This is a genomic window from Carboxylicivirga sp. M1479 (genome assembly GCF_007097485.1).
Classification (GTDB): domain Bacteria; phylum Bacteroidota; class Bacteroidia; order Bacteroidales; family Marinilabiliaceae; genus Carboxylicivirga.
Map to the genome: position 1 here is coordinate 68,109 of NZ_VKDE01000008.1, position 13,866 is coordinate 81,974.

At 37.7% G+C, this 13,866-nt stretch carries 12 protein-coding genes; 7 read left to right on the forward strand and 5 right to left on the reverse strand.

The genetic code is table 11. From position 1 onward, the window contains the following. Nucleotides 1–85 precede the first annotated feature (85 nt). The 4 genes from FNN09_RS07010 to FNN09_RS07025 form a co-directional block, all read right to left on the reverse strand. A complete protein-coding gene (locus tag FNN09_RS07010; RefSeq protein ID WP_143300879.1) occupies nucleotides 86–283 on the reverse strand; it encodes a YfiR family protein in 198 nt (65 codons plus the stop codon). 10 nt (nucleotides 284–293) lie between these two features. Next, nucleotides 294–578: a YfiR/HmsC family protein gene (locus FNN09_RS21565; RefSeq protein WP_366520166.1), complete on the reverse strand. Its 285-nt coding sequence runs from the start codon at nucleotides 576–578 to the stop codon at nucleotides 294–296. 18 nt (nucleotides 579–596) lie between these two features. Continuing rightward, nucleotides 597–1,688 (reverse strand): hypothetical protein, encoded by a 1,092-nt coding sequence (locus FNN09_RS07020; RefSeq protein ID WP_143300881.1) that lies wholly within the window; start codon nucleotides 1,686–1,688, stop codon nucleotides 597–599. Nucleotides 1,689–1,993: 305 nt separating this feature from the next. Then, nucleotides 1,994–4,537, reverse strand: a complete 2,544-nt coding sequence (locus tag FNN09_RS07025) for a glycoside hydrolase family 3 C-terminal domain-containing protein (RefSeq protein ID WP_185968917.1) — start codon at nucleotides 4,535–4,537, stop codon at nucleotides 1,994–1,996. Between the two features lie 137 nt (nucleotides 4,538–4,674). Here FNN09_RS07025 and FNN09_RS21570 point away from each other — a divergent pair, with 137 nt between their 5' ends. Then, nucleotides 4,675–5,091, forward strand: coding sequence for a DUF4372 domain-containing protein (locus FNN09_RS21570; protein ID WP_221932440.1), 417 nt, complete (start codon nucleotides 4,675–4,677; stop codon nucleotides 5,089–5,091). Continuing rightward, nucleotides 5,054–5,695, forward strand: coding sequence for an IS4 family transposase (locus tag FNN09_RS21330; RefSeq protein ID WP_221932444.1), 642 nt, complete (start codon nucleotides 5,054–5,056; stop codon nucleotides 5,693–5,695). Before FNN09_RS21570 ends, FNN09_RS21330 begins: the two co-directional genes overlap by 38 nt. Here FNN09_RS21330 and FNN09_RS07035 read toward each other — a convergent pair. Next, nucleotides 5,671–6,993, reverse strand: coding sequence for an IS701 family transposase (locus FNN09_RS07035; protein ID WP_143300885.1), 1,323 nt, complete (start codon nucleotides 6,991–6,993; stop codon nucleotides 5,671–5,673). The genes FNN09_RS21330 and FNN09_RS07035 overlap by 25 nt on opposite strands. A gap of 586 nt (nucleotides 6,994–7,579) precedes the next feature. On the opposite strand from FNN09_RS07035, the gene FNN09_RS07045 reads away from it, so the two are divergent. The 5 genes from FNN09_RS07045 to FNN09_RS07065 all read left to right on the forward strand — a co-directional run bounded on the left by FNN09_RS07045 (nucleotide 7,580) and on the right by FNN09_RS07065 (nucleotide 13,814). Continuing rightward, nucleotides 7,580–8,476, forward strand: a complete 897-nt coding sequence (locus FNN09_RS07045; RefSeq protein WP_143300887.1) for a hypothetical protein — start codon at nucleotides 7,580–7,582, stop codon at nucleotides 8,474–8,476. Between the two features lie 158 nt (nucleotides 8,477–8,634). Further along, nucleotides 8,635–11,004 carry a heavy metal translocating P-type ATPase metal-binding domain-containing protein gene (locus FNN09_RS07050; protein ID WP_143300889.1) on the forward strand — a complete coding sequence of 790 codons (2,370 nt, stop codon included), beginning with the start codon at nucleotides 8,635–8,637 and terminating at the stop codon, nucleotides 11,002–11,004. A gap of 210 nt (nucleotides 11,005–11,214) precedes the next feature. Continuing rightward, entirely contained in the window at nucleotides 11,215–11,421 is a 207-nt protein-coding gene (gene ccoS / locus FNN09_RS07055; RefSeq protein WP_143300891.1) for a cbb3-type cytochrome oxidase assembly protein CcoS, read from the forward strand. 36 nt (nucleotides 11,422–11,457) lie between these two features. Further along, nucleotides 11,458–13,611 (forward strand): cytochrome-c oxidase, cbb3-type subunit I, encoded by a 2,154-nt coding sequence (gene ccoN, locus FNN09_RS07060; RefSeq protein ID WP_143300893.1) that lies wholly within the window; start codon nucleotides 11,458–11,460, stop codon nucleotides 13,609–13,611. Nucleotides 13,612–13,619: 8 nt separating this feature from the next. Continuing rightward, entirely contained in the window at nucleotides 13,620–13,814 is a 195-nt protein-coding gene (locus tag FNN09_RS07065) for a hypothetical protein (protein WP_221932441.1), read from the forward strand. Nucleotides 13,815–13,866 lie beyond the last annotated feature (52 nt).

Here is a 13,866-nt window from a genome sequence, read left to right on the forward strand (position 1 = left end):
CAGGGGGATGAGTATTATTCATTCGCCCTGTCTATAAAACCACTAACTGATATGCATGATGTAGTATTACCAATGATTAGTAGTATTACATATCAATTACCTCACCCAAATGCAAAAGTTTTCTGCTATATTTTAAATTCATTAACTCGAGATTTGATTTGTTGATGTAATACTTTAGTTTGTCTCCCTCTATATTAAAAGCTATTTCCGCCCCCTTGTTTAACAATTGTAATTCGTCACTTACTAAAAGGATAGGTGCATTGTTGATTGTATATTTAACCATCTGTAAGTTCCTAATTTTGCGAAGATGCTATGTAAATGATATTACATTCCTCAATGGATGTTTGTTGAGATATTTTTTTTACATCAAAAGAGTTATTGGTTAGTTTAGATATTTTTTGTAGTGAAAGTAATACTTGTGAATTACCAATAACTCCAATTTTTATATTTGACTGATACTCCCTATTAAATAGTTTAGTAAAATTAAAGATGTATAATGCTTTTAATTCTTCTAGTTTTTTCACACTTTGTCCTTTGTTACTTAATATAATAATGTATAAATGTAAGCTTAGTAGCACTGTTTTTATATCAGTTTTTTAAAAACCAATTGCTAATTGAAGCCCTATTAATTCGTCTGTGTCAGAGTCCAAGTCAGAATTAATTTTTTCATTATTTACTTTATATGCCTCTGATTGACACAAATAGTAAATGAGACCAATGGATGATCTTTTGCGATTGTCAGCTCTTTCTTCTTCAAAGTCAATTTGATCGTAGCGAATTATTGATTCTACCTTTGTTAAAACAAATAAGCCTGCTTGTAAATAGAATCTTAGTTTATTATTTGTAATAATTTTACCATCTGTAGTATAGTTGTCTTGTGTTGCCTTGGGTAACTCGCTACAGATACTATATTTGGATGCCGTATAATAAAATGATGCATCATAGATTTCTAAGTTCAATACATTGTCAGTTGTATGCCTTCCGGAGTAATAATGTAGTACTACATTGGGTCTTAAATTTCTAAGCCCTAGAGCACCGCCGAAGGTTTTAGTCGTATTTCCACCTTTAGTGTCACGATCGTTGCCTCTCATGCCCCGAATGTTGTCTCCTGTTTCACCATGTAAACCATTGACAACATAGTTTGAATAATACGGTTTGATGTTATTTATCTTGACAGTACCTCTTAATTGAATACCAACCTCACCCCATGTCGATGGCGATATTTCACGATTTACCCATGCTCGGCTAACTGTTTTTGAGATGTACTCCCGGTATTTGTATTCGTTAAATACTCCTGCGGGAACAAGGAATTTATCTGTCCTAATAACAAAAGCATTCGAAAATTTATAATCTGCATAGGCATATCTTAAAACAATATCTTTACCCGCATGTTCATATTCCAGTTGAGATTCAATGAAAATATATTCATTTAGTTGCGATGAGAAGAAAAGATTGAAATAATGGTTATTAAAGGTAGTAGCACCTTCTTTAGGAATGAAAAATTCATTAGTTATGAAACCGTTAAAATCTACAAAACTTACTTTTTTTGCCAGTTGACTACCAAATCCTCCTGTAATCTCTTGTGTATTCGTTTCCTTTGCAACAGAAATATTTGCAAAATCCATGATGTTTTGTGAATATAACGTGTAATAAGCTATTAAAAATACAAGTAAAAAGCTTAATCTCATATAAGTGCCTTTTGATTAGATATTCGTAGGACGAAATTATGAGTAGCTCTTTAATCGTCAACCAGTATATTACTAAATGTTCGAGTGTTAGGATTCTTAAATTTACATAGGTGTTTTACCTATTTTTTTTAAAAAGAGATTTAGTTTGACATGGTTTTAATTCGCCGATGCTTGCCTCGTAATTGCGATTGTGAGGTGAGGTGAGTGGTGTAAGTTATTCTATTTGAGCCGTGTGTCAGGGCGTGCTCCAACGTAGTTAACTTAGTTATCGGTCAATTTTAATAGATGTGAGGTAGCTACTCCTTTTATTGAATCGATAATTGTACACTGTTTGTTGTATTGGAATCTAAGCCAATTAACACTTCGTAGTTGCCCGGAAAAAATACTTGCTCACCATTTTCGTTGATCAAATGTAATTCATCTTTTCCTAAACTGAATGTCACTGTTTTGCTTTCGCCTTGTTTTAAGTGAATTTTTTGAAATCCTTTGAGTGACTTGAGTGGAGCATTGTTTTGCAGGTTTTTAGTTTTGATATAAAGCTGAATCACCACATCACCATCGTAATTACCAGTGTTTGTTACCTCAGCAGTAACGGTGTTAGAATCATCTGTACCCATTCGTTTTTTTGCCAAAATGGGTTTTTGAATATTAAAAGAGGAATAGGATAATCCATATCCGAATGGATAAAGTACATCTTTGGTAAAATAGCGATAGGTCCGCTCTTTCATACTGTAATCTTCAAAATCAGGTAAGTTATCTACCGATTTATAGTAGGTGAGAGGCAGGCATCCTGAAGGATTGTAATGACCAAATAGTATATCAGCAACAGCATCGCCACCAGCCTGACCAGGGTACCAAATATTTAATATGGCATCCAGGTTTTCCTGTTCCCAGTTAATTGACATGGCGCTTCCGGCTGTTAATAAAAAAATAACTGGTTTACCTGTGGCTTTTAATTCTTTCAACAAATCTTGTTGAGCCTTTGGCAAGAGTAAGTTGGTTCTGTCTCCTTTGTAGAAGCCATCTACATCAATTGGCATTTCTTCTCCTTCGAGCCTGGTCGATATGCCCCCTACAAAGACGATCACATCAGATTGTTTCACCTTATCCATCATATAGTCTTTGCCTTTGACAGCTTCCCAGTTCCACCGTAGCTGAATAGACGATATCCATTCATTCGTACAATGATAGTCTAAACGAAAAGTATAGCTTTTATCCTTTTTAAACTGAACTGTTGGTGAATCTCCATTTTTGGTTTGTGCAAAAAGTTCATCGTTGATATATAATTGGTAATGCCCTCCAACTTCATCCACAGCCAAAGCATATTCACCATTTTCATCTGGATTAATTGTTCCTGTAAACCTGATTGAGAAGTTTCCTGGCTTTAAACCAGGAATAGGTGCTGCACCGCCCCATTCAAAATCAATGTTTTCTATTTGATCAGTTTGAATAGGTGCTCCATCTAATGTTGCATTATCGTAATATTCAGCCTTTATGCCACCTGTAAACTGTTGCGTAGGTATGATGTCAAAAATCTCTTGATCATCGGCAATGTTAACACCTTTAAAGTAATGAAGGTTGCTGCCTTTGGGTATTTTGTTCTGCATGCCTTCCAGAATAGTCGTTCTGTTGGATGGAACGCCAAAATAGTTGCCGAGTAAAAACTGATTATCATTGGCATTAGGTCCGATTAAAACAATGGATTTTGGTTCATCATTAAAAGGTAATAACTGCTTATCATTCTTCAGCAATACCATTGACTCCTTAGCTGTTTGCAGTGCTAGTTGTTGATGCTCTTCTGATTCTAAATGTGTTTCATCGATGTGTGCGTAGGGCATTTGGTCAATAGGGTTGAATAATCCCAGTTTCATGCGGGCTAATAACAAGCGGCCTAATGCAGTGTCAATCTCTTTTTCTGTCAGAAGTCCTTGTTCAACAGCTTTAGTCAATGCATTGTAGGTGTTGCCACAGTTTAGATCACAGCCATTTTTTACAGCAAGGGTAGCGGCTTCTTCAGCTGTCTCTGCAATCTTATGGTGTTTATAAATATCCGATACAGCACCACAGTCTGATACCACATAACCCTCAAAGCCCCATTGGTTTCTTAAAATATCGGTGAGTAATAATTGGCTTGCGGTTGCCGACTCTCCCAAATACCGATTGTAGGCCGACATGACAGAGTGTGCTTTTCCTTCTTTTACTGTTGCTTCAAAGGCTGGCAAATAGGTCTCCCACAGGTCTTTTTTATTGGTGTATGCATCAAAACTATGTCTGTTATATTCAGGGCCACTATGCACCGCAAAGTGCTTGGGAGTGGCTATAACTTTATAATAGTCACTGTCATCACCCTGAAGTCCTTTAACAAACGCAACACCCAACTGGGTTGTCAGGTAAGGATCCTCGCCATAGGTTTCTTGCCCTCTTCCCCAACGGGGATCTCTGAATATATTGATATTGGGTGTCCACATTGTTAAGCCTTGGTAGCGGTTGCGCTGTCCTTTTTGTATGTTGTAGTTAAACTTAGCCCGCGCCTCATCTGAAATGACACCGGCCACTTCATGTATCAAGTCGGTATTCCAGGTGGCCGCCATTCCTATCGCTTGAGGAAAAGAGGTGGCTCGTCCGGCTCTGGCTACTCCATGCAGGCATTCATTCCACCAGTTGTATTCTTCGATGCCCAATCGCTCAATGGCAGGCGATATATCCTGCATTTGCGATACCTTTTCAGTCAATGTTAAACGCTGTAATAAATCATCAACCCGTTGCTCATTACTCAGATTTGGATTCTGAAATGGGTATTGATCGTTTTGGCCTGATAGCTGAATTGCTATTGAGAGAGAAATTGCCATAACAACGAGCTTTAGAATAGAAGCTTTCATAAATATTTGGTTTTAAACCAATAGCGTCCTAAATGATTAAAAACGAGAGAAAGAATTTAAGTATCTCAAAGTATCTTTGAGTTGCACAACAAAAACAACTTTCTCTCATGACAAATTTAAATTTATTCTCCCAAATCATATCAAAACTGGATCGTACAAGTTTCAAAAAAATTGTTTCAGAAAAGTTAACCGATAAGCATCAAAACGGATATGACAGCTGGACTCATTTAGTGTCGATGCTATTTTGTCAATTTGCAAAAAGTCAATCGGTCCGTGATATTAGTAATGGTTTACGTTCCGCCACAGGTAATCTAAATCACCTGGGTATACAAAGAGCCCCTTCTAAATCAACAGTTAGTTATCAAAACAAAAATAGAGACTGGACTTTATTTCGCGATTACTATTATCAATTACTTTCTCGTATAGGACAGCAAACCGGGTTTAAGCAACGGAAATTCAGAATCAAATCAAAAATATTCCTTCTGGATTCTTCCACAATTAGTCTTTGTTTTAAGCTTATTTGACTGGGCTAAATACAAGACTTCCAAAGGTGCTGTGAAAATGCATACACTACTTGATTATGACGGAAACTTGCCCGCCTACGTAAATATAACTGATGGTAAAACAGCGGATAATAAAGGTGCATATGACGTACCGTTACTAAAAGGCAGTGTAATTGTTGCAGATCGTTTTTATAATGATTTTTCATTACTCAATGTTTGGGACAGCAAAGGCGTCTACTTTGTCGTTAGACATAAAGACAATATCCAGTTTCGGACAATAAAAGAGAATGAACTACCAGAGAACAGACATATGAACATCCTTAAAGATGAGATTATTGAACTCACTGGAAAGACGTCCAAAAAGAAGTATCCGAAGAAACTCAGAAGAGTCGCCATCTGGAATGAAGAGAACAAGCAAGTAATTGAAGTAATCACGAATCAGATGTTGTGGACAGCAAACACTATAAGTGAACTATACAAAAGCAGGTGGCAGATAGAAATATTTTTTAGAGAAATAAAACAGCTGCTCCATATTAAATCTTTTATCGGAACGAGTGAAAATGCTGTGATGATTCAGATATGGACAGCACTAATTCTACTTTACCACTTTTCATCTTTTGAATAACAGTAGTTTATATCTTTCTGCCTCTTACGATGCCGTTGCATGATCTGGTCAATTAACCTGTCTTCAGTCATCTCTTTGTAGAACTTAAATACCAGAAAGTCCATAATGTCTCGTGCCGACAATAAAGGGATATCGTCTTTCCATTGAAGCTTTTCTTTTAGCATAAAGCTACCTATTAGCATATTGAGTGCGACCTGGTGATGCCATGACAGCCACTTCCTGGTTTGAAATTGATCAAGGCCAATTATTTGCTTCTGCTCTTTGAAATTGTGTTCTATAAAAAAGCGTTGTGCCTGCATCTGAGCCAGTGATTTCTCTGTATACAGTGCAAGAGTGGCATTTGTAAATGAGTACTTTATTTCTTCTCCCTCTTTGGTTTGTCGTTTTGAAATGACCAAAAGGCGCTCCTCTACGGAGTTAATGTTTTTATCCCAGATGTAAACCTTTTGATAATGAAACAGTCCTTTTAGTATGCCTTTTGCCGAATGTCTGATTTTTATCTTCTGCCAATCTGAGGCTGCAAGCGATTTCAGATACTCTTTAACCTTAATCGATTCAGTGCTGGCTTTCAGCTGTTTGGGAGCAGGTCTTTTCTTGCTTTTTCGTTCAGGCAAGTACAACTCCGGTTTCTCAAGGTAGACTTGCTGGGTTGAATGGATATCAAACATGTATATGCAACCTAACGAATTGGCGCCACGGGCAAGAGCTATATCGTTTCCATACAAACCGCCTCCTCCGACATAGTCAAACTTGACACCCATTGACAATTGGTGCTTAATGATGTCCAACGCCAGCTCTGGTTTAGTTTTAAATACTTGTTCTTCATGAGGTATCCCCGCTTCCTGGCAGCGGGCCCTATCACTAATCCAGGCTTTTGGAAGATAAAGCCTGGTGTCAACTAAGGCAGCGTACTTCTTATTACACAAACAACCAAAAACTGCTACCTGAGAGTTGGCTGTTTTACCCACATTTCCACAATATTGGTGTGCTACACCTACACTTTTTGTCCCTTTTTTCACCCAACCACTTTCATCAATTAACAAACCAGTAAGTGTATCATGTGGCATCATGTCACTAACTTTCATGGATACCTGGTCAATTACAGCTCTGGCATCCCAAGTGGATTCACTTATAAAGTGCTGTAATTTATGATAGTCCGTATCTAAAGTTTCACTGATACGCTCAATGTTATTTAAGTCGCTAAGGACTATGCCTTCCACGTATTGTTGTGCTTTATCAAAATTGTCTTTGGTCCTGGTGCGAAAAGATTGATGAAATTTATGAAGGTAAGAACACAGTCGCTCTGAGAGTTGATGAAGTGTTTTACCATAATTTTGTCGGTTGTTTAGATGACTATTTCGTTACCCATAGCTTTCGTTGTTTCACACCCCTAAGATACTAAATATCTATATCTTAGCCTAATTAAAAGCTTTCTCTTTTAATCTGTTAAAGTAGAACTAATTACAATTCTAGTCCTAAAAGCCCTTAAAGAAATTTCTAAATATGGCTGGCAATTATCCAATTTGGTGGCTTTTATTAGGCTTAATCTTTTCGTGAAAATAGATCTCCAAAAATGGCTTGATAAACCCTTTGATGAACCAATATCGAGAGTGGAAATTGTAAAACAAGGGGTTCTTTTTTGAAATATCCTCAAAATAGATCTCAAATATTGAATTCTAGGTTCAATTTAAGGCTTAAGTAAATCGTTTAGGACAGGATTGGTTTTAAACAACTATAGTTTTGTAAAATAGATAAATTATTTCACAAAACAGTTGTAGGATCAGCTGTGCTGAAGTTGTTTAAGTATCCAAATTTGACAAACGATCATCCCTATTGTAGATTATAGCCCTTGAAAAGAAGTGGTATTCATTAAAAAATGGGAAGATGAAAACAATTACAATAGTATTGTTAATGCTGATATCGCCAGCTATTATGGCGCAGCTAAGTAAAGACGAGGCAGCGATTAAGCAAGTGATTGAAAGCGAAACCATGTATTTTATGCAACGTGATTTTGATAAATGGCAAAGCACCTGGATGCACTCTCCAATAATTTATTGGGCGGTGGTGATACCCAATCAGTACATGGAGCATACTTCGTGGGAATCCTTAAGCGCAATGGTGAAAGAAGAATTTAAGAGCAATCCACAAGCCATTACCGAATACCCAGAGAAGGGTGATTATAGATTTCATGTGGGTAAAAACTCAGCACTTGTTACTTTTAAAGAAGGAGATGATTCTGGGACACGAATGATGATCAAGGATGGTAAGGATTGGAAAATTATACAAATGACAGTTGTGAAAAAGGCGGAATTTAAAAAGGAAGGTACGATGGGGCTTCTCAAATGGGCACTTGGTACTTGGAATATGGATGCTTCCCAATCAACTGTAGATATGCCATGGGCCGATTCGGTAGCGAAGCAAACCTGTCATTTTATAAAAACAGCAACGGGTTTTAAAATCAAGTCTGTTTTTACCAATAATCATGGTGATGGTCAATGGCATATGTGGGAAGTAAAGGAGCTCAATGTCGATCAGAATAATAATTTCTTGCCTGTATTTATAAAAGCTGGTGGTGGCAATTGGTTGGATGCAGCCATTGGGAGAGCTGCCTTTAAAGATGGAAAGCTGCACATTAGTTATCGCATTGTAGATAAACCTGATTGGGAAGCTCGAAAAGAGGTTTATACTTTTGATAATAAAGGAAGTATTACACTGGAAGGAACTTTCTTTGGAGAAAAAGGTGAAAAGGATAATACATATAAATATGTGTTTAGGAGGTAGGTGTTGGAATGTAAGTAGTAATGTTAAGTAGTTTATAAAATGAAACACCTGATGGGTATTGCAGACCTGTCAGGTTTTTTTAGTTTTTAAAGGAATAAGCTTAAACAAATTCCCCTCTTTTCTTTTTATATTACCAAACTCACATAACATACACCTCCATGTCAAAAACATGCTACCATTGCGGAAGCCCCTCACAATCGTGGGTACGTCACGACGATAAAGATTTTTGTTGCGATGGCTGCGTTATGGTATACGATATACTCAAAGACAATGATATGGGAGCCTACTACGATATTGAAAAGGCACCCGGCATCCGCAATAAAAAAGCGCCAATTGACTATTACGATTACCTTGATCAGGAAGATATTAAGCGTTCAGTACTTGATTTTCACGATGGTAACATTAGTCGAATAAAGTTATACGTGCCTGCTATTCACTGTAGTTCGTGTATTTGGTTGATTGAGAACATGCACCGTTTGCACAAAGGAGTGATATCATCAACCGTTAATTTTAATCGACGAGAGGCCGCTATTACTTTTAATGAAGATGAGCTTAAGCTGAGTGAATTGATGGGCTTGCTGGCATCGATCAATTATAAACCGCATATTAAAACGGAGGAACAGAAGAAAACAGCTAAACGTAGTAAACGACTTCTGGTAAAACTTGGGGTAGCAGGGTTTTTATTTGGTAACGTCATGTTGTTAAGTTTCCCTGATTACTTATCTGATGATATTGCCCTTAATCCTGAAATAATTGCCTGGTTTAAATGGATTAGTGTTTTACTATCTATCCCGGCGATGTTTTTTTCGGGTAATGAATATTTTATCACGGCATGGAAGAATATTAAACGTGGCATTGTTTCCATTGATATGCCCATTGCCCTGGGTATAATAGCCATATTTGTTCGAAGTTTGTTTGAAATAGCCACTGATAATGGTTCGGGTTATTTAGATTCACTTACTGGCTTGGTTTTCTTCTTATTAATAGGGAAATGGTATCAGGCAAAAACCTATGAAGCGCTAAGCTTTGATAATGATTATAGTTCTTATTTTCCATTGGGTATTACACGTATAGCCAATAACAAAGAAGAAATTGTACCCATTAGCGAGTTGCAAACAGGTGATAAAATTCAAGTGCGTAATGGTGAAATTATACCTGCCGATGCCAAGCTGTTATCACTGGGTGCCTCCATCGATTATAGCTTTATTACGGGTGAGTCGGTACCCGTTCGTAAAGAAAAAGAAGAACTGATTTATGCAGGTGGGCGCGTGATTGGCAATGCTCTGCTGCTGGAAGTGGAGAAAAAAGCAGAAACAGGTTACTTGGCTGAACTGTGGAAAGAGCGCAGTGATGCTGAGGAGCAAGAATCCATGATATCGAATACCTTAAATGTGGTAAGTAAATATTTTACCATTGCTATTATTCTAATAAGTACCCTGACTGGTATTTATTGGAGTTTGTACGACAGCAGCAAAGCAGTGATGGCTTTCACATCGGTATTAATAATTGCGTGCCCATGTGCCTTGGCGCTCTCGGTGCCTTTTGCTTTTGGTCATGCAGGTCGTATACTCGGTAAAAACCATTTTTATTTGAAGCTAACAGCCATTATTGAAAAGTTGACCAAAGTGGATGCTGTGGTTTTTGATAAAACAGGTACATTGACGGATCCTGATCACTTTGAAGTACAGTTTGAGGGAGCTGAACTCGATCAATATACCCAATCTATTGTTAAATCTTTGGCCTACCAATCACGCCATCCTTTAAGCAGAGCCTTAGTTAAGCATCTCGAAAAAGTGGGTACTTTTGATGTATTGGATTTTAAAGAGGTAGAGGGAGCCGGAGTAGAAGCCATGGTTATGAATCAATACATTCAAATGGGTTCGGCGCAATTTGTTGGAGCAAGGAGTGATGCAAAAAATCAATCGGCACAGGTTTACATTAAATTGGATGATAAGGTGCTTGGCTTTTATACCATTAAAAACTATTACCGCCCCAATTGGCAAAGTATGGTTAAAACGGTTCAGGAATTTACTGAAGTACATATATTATCAGGAGATAACGATGCCGAGCAAGGGGTATTAAACGAAATTGTGAATCATAAGGATAGGATTCATTTTTACCAAACGCCAAAGGATAAACAGTCCTACGTTTCGCAGCTAAAGAAACAAGGGAAAACAGTTATGATGGTTGGAGATGGCTTAAACGATGTTGGGGCTTTAAAAGAAGCACAAGTGGGAATTGCCGTGGCCGATGATGTTCATCAGTTTTCTCCATCCAGCGATGCCATTATCAGTGCATCAGAGTTAATGCATCTGCCTAAATTTATACGTTTCTCACGTTCGGCCCTTAAAATTGTTTATGTCGCCATAATAATATCCTTTTTATATAATGTAGTGGGCTTGTCGTTTGCGGTTTCGGGACGGTTAAGTCCGTTGTTTGCTGCTATTCTTATGCCATTAAGTAGTGTGTCTGTGGTTGTGTTTACCAGTATTTCAGTCATGTTGAGTGGCAGGCGCAAAGGCCTATGATGTTTGCAATGCGTAACTTTTTGTTTAAAATCACTCTTGATAATGAATAGGATAGCACTGAATAGGGAAAAAAACTAAAAAATGTTAAACAATCATATTGTACTGATTGTCATTAAAGGCGAAAACTTGGCAAGTGAAATATAAATAATAAGACCTTAAAATCTTAATATATTTTCTATTTTTGCCATGTTTCAAATTATTTGAAAGAGGATGGAGATAATTATTGTACTTGTAGTAGCCAGTTTATGTGTAGCATTAGTGTTTTTAGGCCTTTTTATATGGGCTGTAAAAACTGGTCAATACGACGATGATTATTCGCCCTCGGTACGCATTTTATTTGATCAGCAAGAAGAGAAAAGAAAAAGTAATAATAAAATCCAAAATCTCAGTAAAACAGGTAAGCAAGCAAAGGCTTAGTACTTGTTTTGTTGAATATTGAAAAATGTTGAACACATGAAGCAAGAGACGTTTTATTACGACAATAAAATTGTCAAATATTTTATGTATGCCACCATTATTTGGGGATTGGTAGGTATGGCAGCCGGTGTTTTAGCGGCTTTGCAAATGGCTATGCCAATCTTTAATTTTGATCTGGAATACACAACTTTTGGTAGGGTTAGACCTATTCACACCAACGCGGCCATTTTCGCATTTGTCGGAAATGGTATTTTTATGGGTGTTTATTACTCCATGCAGCGCCTGCTTAAAACACGCATGTTTAGCGATATACTAAGTTATGTGCATTTTTGGGGATGGCAGCTTATAATTGTGCTGGCAGCACTTACTTTGGCACTTGGTTTTACAACCGGTAAGGAGTATGCTGAGTTAGAATGGCCTATTGATATTATGATAGCTGTTGTATGGCTCATTTTTGGTTGGAACATGTTTGGAACCATTGTAAAGCGCCGTGTAAAGCACCTATATGTAGCCATTTGGTTCTATCTGGCAACTTTTATTACTGTTACTGTTCTGCATGTGGTTAACTCTGTTGAGTTACCTGTTTCCTTATGGAAAAGTTACTCTTGGTATGCTGGTGTTCAGGACGCTTTGGTACAATGGTGGTATGGGCACAATGCAGTTGCATTTTTCTTAACAACACCTTATTTGGGACTGATGTATTACTTCATCCCTAAGGCATCCAATCGTCCTGTTTATTCTTATCGCTTATCGATCGTGCACTTTTGGTCTTTCTTGTTTATATACATTTGGGCCGGACCGCACCATTTATTATACACTGCTTTACCCGACTGGGCTCAGTCATTGGGTACTGTTTTCTCAATTATGTTGCTAGCACCATCGTGGGGTGGTATGCTTAACGGCTTACTTACATTACGTGGTGCATGGGATAAGGTAAGAGAGAGTGCAACACTTAAGTTTTTGGTAGTAGCCGTTACGTCTTATGGTATGGCAACTTTCGAAGGGCCTTTGTTGTCGTTGAAAGAAGTAAATGCCATTAGTCACTTTACAGACTGGACAGTAGCACACGTGCACATTGGTACTTTAGGCTGGAATGGTTTTATGACCTTTGGTGTACTATATTGGTTAGTACCACAGGTATTTAAAACTAAATTGTATTCTGAGAAATTAGCCAATGCTCACTTCTGGATTGGTACTTTGGGTATATTGTTTTATGCCATTCCGATGTATTGGGCTGGTTTTACCCAAAGCCTTATGTGGAAAGAGTTTACCGAAGAAGGTTTGTTGGCATATCCAAACTTCTTAGAAACGGTAACGCAAATACGTCCAATGTATTACATGCGTGCTTTTGGTGGGGTTATTTACTTATTGGGTGCAGTATTAATGACCATTAACCTGTTTAAAACAGCGGCAAAGGGTAAGGTGGCAGCCAATGAGGAAGCTAGTGCAGTAATTGAAGATATTACCAAGGGTAAAAAAGGAGAGAAGTTACATGGCTGGTTAGAGCGTAAGCCTGTTCAGTTCATGGTGCTATCCCTAGTTACTGTTTTGGTAGGAACATTTATAGAGTTGATTCCAACATTCTTAATTAAGTCTAATGTGCCAACCATATCAACTGTACAGCCATATACGCCGCTTGAATTAGAAGGGCGCGATATATATCTGCGTGAGGGTTGTTACAATTGTCACTCACAGATGGTTCGTCCATTCCGTTCTGAAACTGAGCGTTATGGTGAATACTCTAAGGCAGGTGAGTTTGTTTATGACCATCCATTCCAATGGGGTTCTAAACGTACTGGTCCTGATTTAGCCCGTGAAGGTGTGATGACTGGTAAAATTTACAAACCAGATGCATGGCATTATAGCCACATGTTGGATCCGCAAAAGCTAAATGAGAATTCAATTATGCCTAAATATCCATGGTTAATTAGTGATGATTTGGATATTTCTGATTTGCCTGCTAAAATAAGGGCCATGCAAACGCTTGGTGTACCTTATCCTGAAGGCTATGATGAATTGGCGATTGATGATTACAATAAGCAAGCTGATAAGATTGTAACAGGCCTTAAAGCGGCAGGAATTGAAACGGCTCGTGAAAAAGAGATTATTGCATTAATTGCTTATCTGCAACGCCTGGGTACCGATATTTATAAGGTAGCACCTGAGGTAAATGCCATAGTTAACGAATAGAGAAGATTATGAAACTTGTAAGACATTATTTAGAATCGATATCGGGCGTGGAAATTTATCCGATTATTTCGTTCATCATCTTTTTCACATTCTTTTTAGTGGTGACCTACATGGTTATCCGCATGAAAAAAGAGTACATTGATGAGGTAGCGAACTATGCCACAGATAGGGCCGACGAAACGCCATCATCTAATCATTCATAAAAATTATTGAGGCACATAAGTTGGCTTGTGTGCTTCATTAAAATATTACTTC